General features: G+C 42.4%; 7 protein-coding genes and 1 rRNA gene. 2 read left to right on the forward strand and 6 right to left on the reverse strand.

Annotation, left to right across the window (positions count from 1 at the left end):
- The first annotated feature begins 507 nt into the window (after window positions 1–507).
- Window positions 508–1,449 (forward strand): transglycosylase SLT domain-containing protein, encoded by a 942-nt coding sequence (locus H8K33_RS04300; protein WP_186889705.1) that lies wholly within the window; start codon window positions 508–510, stop codon window positions 1,447–1,449.
- Window positions 1,450–1,537: 88 nt separating this feature from the next.
- Here H8K33_RS04300 and H8K33_RS04305 read toward each other — a convergent pair whose 3' ends face one another.
- Window positions 1,538–2,467: a LysR substrate-binding domain-containing protein gene (locus H8K33_RS04305; protein ID WP_186889706.1), complete on the reverse strand. Its 930-nt coding sequence runs from the start codon at window positions 2,465–2,467 to the stop codon at window positions 1,538–1,540.
- Between the two features lie 290 nt (window positions 2,468–2,757).
- On the opposite strand from H8K33_RS04305, the gene H8K33_RS04310 reads away from it, so the two are divergent.
- Window positions 2,758–3,144 carry a DUF3224 domain-containing protein gene (locus H8K33_RS04310; protein ID WP_186889707.1) on the forward strand — a complete coding sequence of 129 codons (387 nt, stop codon included), beginning with the start codon at window positions 2,758–2,760 and terminating at the stop codon, window positions 3,142–3,144.
- A 96-nt stretch (window positions 3,145–3,240) separates the two neighbouring features.
- Here H8K33_RS04310 and nusB read toward each other — a convergent pair whose 3' ends face one another.
- The 5 genes from nusB to rrf all read right to left on the reverse strand — a co-directional run.
- Window positions 3,241–3,705, reverse strand: a complete 465-nt coding sequence (nusB, locus tag H8K33_RS04315; RefSeq protein WP_186889708.1) for a transcription antitermination factor NusB — start codon at window positions 3,703–3,705, stop codon at window positions 3,241–3,243.
- Window positions 3,706–3,765: 60 nt separating this feature from the next.
- On the reverse strand, window positions 3,766–4,266 hold the full coding sequence (ribH, locus tag H8K33_RS04320; RefSeq protein WP_186889790.1) for a 6,7-dimethyl-8-ribityllumazine synthase: 501 nt from the start codon (window positions 4,264–4,266) through the stop codon (window positions 3,766–3,768).
- Between the two features lie 81 nt (window positions 4,267–4,347).
- Window positions 4,348–5,463, reverse strand: coding sequence for a bifunctional 3,4-dihydroxy-2-butanone-4-phosphate synthase/GTP cyclohydrolase II (gene ribBA, locus H8K33_RS04325; RefSeq protein WP_186889709.1), 1,116 nt, complete (start codon window positions 5,461–5,463; stop codon window positions 4,348–4,350).
- Window positions 5,464–5,743: 280 nt separating this feature from the next.
- Window positions 5,744–9,007, reverse strand: a complete 3,264-nt coding sequence (locus H8K33_RS04330; RefSeq protein WP_186889710.1) for an amidohydrolase family protein — start codon at window positions 9,005–9,007, stop codon at window positions 5,744–5,746.
- Window positions 9,008–9,461: 454 nt separating this feature from the next.
- Window positions 9,462–9,562 (reverse strand): 5S ribosomal RNA (gene rrf, locus H8K33_RS04335); the annotation flags it as partial.

Below are 9,562 nucleotides of genomic sequence, written 5' to 3' on the forward strand. Positions count from 1 at the left end.
TTTTTTTACGAATTCAGTTGATCAAAGAGTTTACTTAAAATACTTAGCCAAGTAATTGATTTCATTAGGTTTTGCTGCATTGCAGCACGAAAAGTAAGATCCAAAAGTTATTAAGAACTCGATTTATAGTATTGACTCGATATAAATGCACACCTACAATTCGCCCAACTTTGAAAACTACTGGATTGATTAACAGTAATATTTTGAAGTTTAGTTCGAGTTCATCGCTTAATGTAAATGACAGAACTCAACTTTGGGACTCGGGATCTCATGTATGAGTAAGGACAAAAAATCTCCTTACCTCAAATCAGGCGAAAGCCTCAACCCGAATATCGTTATTTATTCTTTTCTGCCATGCCATCGCAAGACCGAAAAGAATGAAGAACTCCGGCGTCTTAGTTTGACATTGTATGTCAACACCAAGACGATGTTTCTGATTCGTAGATGAGCATGTTTCGCCATTACTGGTAAATATGCGTGACACTTCTCGACAATTCAGGAGGTTGTATGCTTCAAAATTTAATTCTAACAGCTCGCTCTCCAAGCAAGTGTATATCTGCAGAAAAAGAGCTTGCTCGTCTATTAGCTAGCAAGTCAAAGGTCAATGTACTTACCACCATATTACATCTTACATCTGGCTTGGGTTTAATCGCATTGGTTGTACTTGGTAGCATGTTTGTAAATCCAGACCTAGCGGAAAAATTCCGTGTTTTGTCGCCATTTAGCGATGACACCACGATCGCAGTTGAAGACAAAGTAGCGGAACCAAACTTAGCGCTACTGATGGCTACTCCTCAGTTAGTTAGTCAAGTTGGCGACGTAGAAACTGGTGCAAACGCAAGTAGTGAGGGCAATTACCAAAACTTAATCGGTACGCAGCGTCAACAACAACTGGTAACCAATTGGCTGTCAAAACGCTATCGCGTCGCAGATGAAGCAATCGATATGCTTGTCTCTGCTACTTACCTCACTGCAAAAGAAACCAAATTAGATCCCTTGTTGATCTTATCGGTTATCGCAATTGAATCACGTTTCAACCCATTTTCAGAGAGCCCGGTTGGCGCCCAAGGATTAATGCAAGTGATGTCCAAAGTACATCATGAAAAATTCTCTGATTTAGGTGGTATCAAAGCTGCACTCAATCCCGTAGCCAATATCAAGGTTGGCGCAATGATTCTCAAAGAGTATGTTAACAGTGCAGGTTCTGTTGAAGCTGGTTTGAAGCGTTATGTCGGCGCTGCTGATATGGAAACAGATGGCGGCTATGGAGGCTTAGTGATGGCCGAGTACAAACGCCTAAAAGATGTCGCTGCTGGCAAATCCGTATCGATTTACTCGACAACCGCGAAACCAAGTATGATTTCACGACCACAGGACGTTAACGATAAACGTCCAGATGAAATCACGCAACAAGCATCTATGAACACAGATCAAATTGCAGGAATCTAAAAAATTTTCTAGCAATCCTTGATGTTTGAAAGGCGCACCACATAGATCAATACTATATGGTGCGTTTTTTATTGGCACTCCATGTCAATTAGACGTTTGCTTCATCCACACGTGTTTCAAAACCAAAATCATAGTCCGCAGCCACGGTCATTACCGCGTCGCGGAAGTCACGCATCATTTGTGATCGTATCCCGCCACCAGGATATGCCAAGACGTATTCATAGCTAATCTTGGCAGAAAACGGACGAACAACGACACCATTAGATGCCCAAATTTTGGCGGCAAATGGCTCAACGATTGACAGACCTAATCCATTAGCAACCATTGCATAACGTGTATGCGATGTATGCGTCTTAATCACATTTCTAGGGACACTACCAACGTCAATCAAACTTTGTCGTTCTTTCTCATAATTCTGAGAAATAATAGGCACCCATCCAATCATATTCTCTTCATGTAAATCTTCGGGAGAAATAGACTCTTTTGACGCAAGACGATGCCCTTCTGGCATCGCGCACATCACATTCACCTTCAAGATTTTCTCAATTTCAATTCCTGCAAATGGAGGAAAATCAAGTGCAATCGCCATATCAACTTTCATATCTTGCAGGCGCACTAAAATTTCCGGTCCGTTACAAGTATCGATCGTCACCGGGACATCTGGATGATATTTAAAAAACTCTTTAAGAACGAGAGGCATCAGTGTCGTTGACAGCACAAACAAACAGGCAACCGAAATGCCCTCAGGTGTCTCATTACGAATATTGCTAGCTACCTGCGTTAGGCGTTCTAAACCAAGAAAGTTTTCTTCCACCGCTCGATAAAATCGAACACCTGCTGTGGTTGGCTCTAATCGCCCTTTTGATCGATTAAACAGCCGAAACCCGAGAGATTCCTCTAAATCAGAAACTAAACGACTAATTGCCGGCTGGGTTATATTCATCTTTCTTGCCGCGCCAATACTCGTGCCTGCGACCATAAGACAACGAAAAGCTTCGATTTGTCTAAATTTCATCATTACTCAAGGGGCTTTTAAGTTAAAATATTTTTTAAACAACATAAGAACTATCACAAAATCACATAGAGTATGTGATTTTGTGAGTAGACATGATACGTGAATTTTGAAATACTCAAGTACACATGTGCACAAGAGGCGACAAGCCCAACGCATGTAGACAATAATAAGCAAAAAAATAAGCGCAAAAAAAATACTCAAAAGGTAATAATCATCGTGTCTTAGGCAAAACCAAAGTTCACCTTGAATAAAAATGAAAATAATCTTTTGAACGCCCTGGGGAGGTAAACGAAATGTTAGCTTGTGGCACGGTAAAACTTTTTGGTATAGATGAAAAACTTGACCTGACGACGGGTCTTCGACGCTCAAAATTAACCCACCTTTATCTAGGTGATATTCAAGCTGAATCGAGCTTTGAATGTTTGGCATTTGCTGGCAACACAGATTCATCAAGTTTTGTTGGACTAGAATACCTCACAGGTAGAATTGGTGATCGTGTGGGTGGATTTATATTGCAACATATTGGCTCAATGAAATCTGGTCAGTCCATTAGCACCTTAAATGTCATTTCTGGATCAGGAACTGGTGATTTTGCGGGAATTAAAGGGCATGGACGAACAACTTGGAGCTCTACAGGAACCGATGCCTCACAAGTCTTATTAGAATACAGTTTCGAATAAATTGACGCGCATAAAAAAACCGATGATTCAATTCATCGGTTTTTTACTCAATACGCAAATAATTTGCCAATTATTTCAATATTTATTGCCTTAGTTTTACTTCTTACTTTCAACTTCAACCGTGCGTAAACGTGTAGCCAATTTATCTAATACGCCATTGACATACTTGTGACCATCCTGTCCACCAAACGATTTTGTTAACTCAACGGCTTCGTTAATAATTACCCGATATGGAATTTCTATGTGATTCTTCATTTCATAGGCACCGATTAACAAAGCAGCGTGCTCAATCGGTGACAATTCGGCGATTCCACGATCAATAAATGGCGCAAATTCCTCACGTAATTGAATTGACTGATTGATAGCACCATGTAATAAGGCATCAAAATGTTCGCGGTCAGCTTTATCGAAACCATGTGCTTCACGAATGTGCGCGTCAATCACACCAGAGTCTTCATTATTTAACAACCACTGATAAATTCCTTGTAATGCGAACTCACGTGCACGATGACGTGGCGAGCGACTTTTACTTGGGTTTGCGTGTTGGGTATTTGATGTCATTCTATTTCCTATATTTACTTTTATCTTTGCATCGTGCTGTCACTCTAGAGACGACACAATTTACCCTTGCTCGTACTCGATGCCCTCAGTCGCTTCTGCAAGCTCTTCTAAAGCGAGAGTCAAATTAGCCATTTCCACTGCAACACGAGCTGCATCAGCACCTTTTTCGTGCATACGTGCTTCCGCCTGAGCATCATTTTCGGTCGTCAAAATTGCATTTGCAATTGGGATTCCAGTGTCCAAACCTACACGCGTGATACCAGCACCAGACTCATTTGATACCAACTCAAAATGATAAGTTTCACCTCGGATCACCGCTCCGAGCGCAATCAGCGCATCAAATTGATGGGTCGCCGCCAGCTTTTGCAAGGCTAAAGGAACTTCTAGCGCTCCTGGCACGGTAACATGAAGGATATCTTCATCCATGACACCTAGTTGTCGTAATTCTTGCAAACATGAATCTAATAAGCCTGCGCCAACATTTTCATTGAATCGCGCCTGTACGATCCCAACGCGTACACCAGCACCATCTAAATTTGATTCGTAATGTCCAACTGTCATTTTCATTTCCTCTCGAGACCATCAGGGTCTCATTTATTTTTCATCTTATTTTCAATTTACTTGTCAGCAAATTTACTGAGATTACTTTACTGTAGAACTATCCAGATAACCTGTCACTTCCAAGTTGAAGCCTGTCATTGACGGCATCTTACGCGGGTTTGCCAACAATCGCATCTGCCCGACGCCGACATCTTTTAAAATCTGAGCACCGATACCATAAGTCCGCAGATCCATACGCGCTGCACGTGCCTGTGGACGACTTTCTGGCGTTTTCAAAGCATTGAATTGCGCAAACAACTGTTCCGCCGTTTCCTCGCAATTTAGTAAGACCATGACACCATTGTCTGCAGACTTAATCATTGCCAACGCGTTGGCAATACTCCAAGAATGTGTCGAAATTTGCGCTTCTAATAAATCTAAAATCGATACTGGCTGATGAACGCGAACTAATGCTTCCTTCTCGCTACTAATATCGCCATGAATTAATGCAAGATGTGCGGAGTTACTAGGCAAGTCACGATAGACGATTGCTTTGAATTGGCCATGCACAGTTTCCATATCACGCTCAGCAACCCGCTGCACCATGCTTTCATTTTGACTACGATAACGAATCAAATCAGCAATCGTTCCAATCTTTAATCCATGAGTTTCCGCGAATATCATTAGATCGGGCAATCGAGCCATTGTACCGTCATCTTTCATGATCTCACATATGACTGAAGATGGATTCAATCCAGCCAACTCTGCAAAATCACATCCAGCCTCTGTGTGACCTGCTCGCATCAGCACGCCACCTTTTTGCGCTTTTAATGGGAAGATATGACCTGGCTGAACAATATCGTCAGCCGTCATCTTAGGATCAACTGCAACTTGAACAGTACGAGCACGATCTGCGGCCGAAATTCCTGTTGTAACGCCCTCAGCCGCTTCAATTGAGACAGTGAAATTGGTTCCATATGCGGTGCCGTTGCGTGTCGCCATCATTGGCAAATTCAACTGATTACAGCGTTCCTCTGTCAATGTTAAACAAATTAACCCACGGCCATATTTCGCCATAAAGTTAATCGCCTCTGGAGTTACAAACTCAGCAGCCAATACTAAGTCACCTTCGTTTTCTCTATCTTCCTCATCGACCAAAATCACCATGCGTCCAGCACGTAATTCTTCAATAATTTCTTGAGTATTTGACAATTTCATGAGTTTTTCCCGCTTAAATAGCGATTTCAATGCGACGATTCACATCATTTTTATCTAACCCTCTATTCTAAAGTATTTAAACGGAAAAGCAGATAAGAGTCGGCATCTTTAAGATCTTATTCAAATCAAGTTTCTGCTAAATCAAGAATCGACATAGAACCTGCCTATTTTCGCGGCTCTTTAAGCTTCTTCTACAAGATAATTGATTGCCAACTTCCAAGACAAAAAAATGCCGCAAAAAATTGCGGCATTTTCTAAAACACTTCGATCAAAAATGTACTTAATGACCATGCCCCTCACCATGCGTTTCCACATTGACAGGTGCATTCACACCATTCTTACCCTCAAAGAAAAATGGTTTTCTAGCTTTATTCCTTAATCCGACTTCATTCATATTCTCAACGTCATATAAGCGACCGTTAATCATCACTTGTGCAATTTGATCGGATTGACGAATATCTTTTAGAATATCTCCATTCAAAATCACCAAATCAGCCAACTTACCTACTTCTAATGAGCCAATGTCTTTGTCCATTCCCAGATATCGCGCGCCATTTAAAGTAGATGCACGAATCACCTCTAACGGAGTCATGCCACCACGAGCCAATGTCCACATTTCCCAATGTGCGCCTAAACCCTCGCGTTGGCCATGCGCGCCCAAATTTACAGGTATGCCAGCACGTTGTAATTCAGTCGCAGTACGCGCCACATTAAAGACATTAAAATCTTCCTCTGGCGCAGTTAAACGTCTAACGCTGCGAGGCTCAAGTACCGAGCGAGGAACGTAACGAGACAATATAGGATGCTTCCAAACGTCGGTTCTGGCGTACCAATAATGCTCGCCATCTAACCCGCCGTAACCAACAATTAAAGTTGGTGTATATCCAACCTGAGTCTGTGACCAAAGTTGTTTAACGTCATCATAGGCATTTGCAACCGGAATCGAATGTTCCACACCAGTATGTCCATCGATCACCATCGTCATATTATGCTGAAAAAGTGAACCACCTTCTGGCACAACCATCATGCCAGTTTGACGGGCTGCCTCCAGAATTTGTTGACGCTGTTCACGACGAGGTTGGTTGTAACTTTTCACAGAAATCGCGCCAGCAGCCTTCAAGCGTTTCATGTGTGTCAACGCATCATCAAGACTATTTACAACAGCACTAAAGTTGGCCTTTGCGCCATACAAAATAGTTCCCGTCGAAAAAATTCGAGGAGCGACCACGCGCCCTGCTTTTTGCATTTCGCTTTGAGTAAAGATTTCAGTCGTGTCGTTTGAGGGATCATGTATCGTCGTTACACCAAATGCCAAAGATGCATAATTGACCCAACTTTGTTGAGGAATTATTTCACTCTCCCCCATGCCACCATGCCAATGTACATCAACAAGACCAGGAATAATTGTCTTTCCCTTTAGGTCGATCTGCTTTGCGCCAGCTGGGACAGAAACATTTTCAGCTGTTCCCACTTGAACTATCCGGTTATCCTTAATGACGATACGAGCATTCTCAATAACCTCATCCCCCTTCATGGTCACTACACGTGCACCGGATAAAACAATCGATCCATTTGGCTTATCTGATACTTCACGGAATCCGATTTTCAGACCGGACTCTACTGGCTTAGGTAATTCTTTAGGGGCGCCCGCTACAAATCCAAATGTATTGGTTAAAGCGGTGGTAAATAATTCGTCGCCCAAAGAAAAATGAATCTTCTGACTATCTCCAGACCAGTGCAAATAATCGCCAGCGTTGACATCTAATTGCTTTACTGGCAAAGCATCCGCTTTCGCCCCAACAGTTAAGGTTTTACCGACCAATGGCATCGGCATCACATACGCATGGAACCGCTCATTAAAAGCCAGCCATTTTCCATCACGAGATACTGAGAACGCAGAAACAAAATCACCTTTTGCAATAGCCACATCTTCACTTCTGTCCAGCTTGACACGGAACAATGAAGTCGACCAATCGACCTCTCCAGTGTACTTAGTACGCGTCAAATAAATGACATCGTTATCGTTCGCAAATTGAGGAGCACTCCCATCATCGGCCACCTTCCGAGGAATTGATTTCCCATCAGTAGGAACGACATAGACACCCGTTTCCATTCCATGCCATGGGGAGGTTAAATAACCGCCTCGTGATTTTACAAAAATGGCTTGCTTTCCATCTGGGGAAAGCGTGACATCAGCATATTTGCCTGGCTCTTTAGTTAAAGTTAACTCTTGTCCACTGCGTAAATCGATTGTTTTAACAGCACCTAATTTCTCATCATGCCAGGTAGTAAATATGACACTTTGGCCATCACGTGAGAATTGCGGGAAATACTCAAAATAATCGTTTTGTTTCGTCAAACGACGTGGTGAACCATTCGGCAGATCGCGAATATACAGGTGTCCTAATGCTGAATAAATGACTTTATCGCCTTTTGGTGACACATTTACCCAACGCAATTGTTTAACGTCAAATTGCTCACTACCAACCGGCGTCGCAAATCGAACGGCATTGCGAATTTCACGTGTATCCTTGACGTGAAATGGAATTTCTTGAGCAGATTTTGCAAATGGATCAACTTTCCAAATTTTCCCCTTTGCCCACAACACGATTTGCTTTGCATCCGGCATCCAAGAAAACGCAGGATAAACGCCATGAATTGCCCATGCTTCTTGCATATCTCGCTCTAGCTCTCCCCAAACAGGAAATTCTTCGCCGCTTTTCAAGTCTTTCAAAAACAAGGTGCTTTGATTTCTGACGCGACGAACAAACGCCAAATACTTACCATCAGGCGATGGCGTCGGGCGCACTGCACCGCCAGAACCGCTCACAAAGGAGATGGTTTTCCCATCACGTAAATCTTTTCTAAATATCTGATAAATTTGTGCATTTGAATTCTTGTTATATTCAAACGCCGATCCACTTGTCGTATCTTGTGAAAAATAGACATAACGACCGTCAGGTGAAAAAGCTGGCTCACCGAGATCTTTTTGCCAATTTGGTTTTTCATTAATTTGCACACCAGAACCACCACTGGCGTGATACATCCAAATTTCACCAGAACCTAGGGAGCGAGTACCGGAATAATGTTTGCGGGCAGCGATAAACTCACCGTTTGGATGCCACACAGGATTATTCAATAAACGAAAGTCTTCTTTCGTTACCGCACGAGAATTACTTCCATCGACGTTCATAACCCAGACATTGTCACCACCGCCAGCATCTGACATATAAGCAATTTGCTTACCATCAGGAGAAAACCGCGCTTGCATCTCCCAAGCCATTGTATGCGTCAAGGCTTTCGCTTCTCCTCCGGCTATTGGCATGAGATACAAATCACCGAGTACATCAAACACAATTTGTTTACCGTCTGGGCTAACATCGACACTCATCCAAGTGCCAGTTCTGACATCCAAATTTGTTGTTTTACTTTCTCCGGGTGGATTATTCACATCCCATTTTTTCTTAGGCGCATCCGCAGCACTGACCGAAACAGACATTGCCATCAAAGATGCCACAATAATATTGCGACTACTATTTCGCATGAAACTCTCCCCTTAAATATTATTAAAATAAAAACTAAGTATGCATTTAAAATGACATTTTCGTCAATTTTTATTCAGTTAGGCTTACTCACGGCTTTGACAAAAACAAGAAGTGCTTGGTTCAAATATATCGGATAAAACATCGACAAATAAGTCTAAGGCTTCAAAATCGATCATTTCTAAAAAGACAAGCGAAGAGACAATGCAAAGCACTGTAATCACTAAGTGATACAAAAATTACTTAGTGACGAGAGCAGGAATAGATGAGGAGGCTAAAGAGGAAATAAGTCAGTCAGTGACAGTCTAAGGCGGAGGCTCGAATCAGAAGAACAGGAAAGCACAAGCAAATCTAAACAAATTTGGCTGAAGAGTGCGGTAGGAAATGAAGTGTAGAAGGATTTAAAAAAGCAAAAGCCCCTGATTCGATTTGAATCAGGGGCGATGCGGAATAAGAGCCTGACGATGACCTACTTTCACACTGGTTGCAGCACTATCATCGGCGCAAAGTCGTTTCACGGTCCTGTTCGGGATGGGAAGGTGTGGTACCAACTTGCT

The sequence above is a fragment of the Affinundibacterium amnicola genome (assembly GCF_014284275.1).
GTDB classification, from domain to species: domain Bacteria; phylum Pseudomonadota; class Gammaproteobacteria; order Burkholderiales; family Burkholderiaceae_D; genus Undibacterium; species Undibacterium amnicola.

Excerpts from the sequence above, each read along its gene's own strand:
- nusB (WP_186889708.1), bottom strand. The coding sequence starts at position 3,705 with ATGACATCAAATACCCAACACGCAAACCCAAGTAAAAGTCGCTCGCCA.
- H8K33_RS04305 (WP_186889706.1), bottom strand. The coding sequence starts at position 2,467 with ATGATGAAATTTAGACAAATCGAAGCTTTTCGTTGTCTTATGGTCGCA.
- H8K33_RS04300 (WP_186889705.1), top strand. The coding sequence starts at position 508 with ATGCTTCAAAATTTAATTCTAACAGCTCGCTCTCCAAGCAAGTGTATA.
- H8K33_RS04310 (WP_186889707.1), top strand. The coding sequence starts at position 2,758 with ATGTTAGCTTGTGGCACGGTAAAACTTTTTGGTATAGATGAAAAACTT.
- ribH (WP_186889790.1), bottom strand. The coding sequence starts at position 4,266 with ATGACAGTTGGACATTACGAATCAAATTTAGATGGTGCTGGTGTACGC.
- H8K33_RS04330 (WP_186889710.1), bottom strand. The coding sequence starts at position 9,007 with ATGCGAAATAGTAGTCGCAATATTATTGTGGCATCTTTGATGGCAATG.
- ribBA (WP_186889709.1), bottom strand. The coding sequence starts at position 5,463 with ATGAAATTGTCAAATACTCAAGAAATTATTGAAGAATTACGTGCTGGA.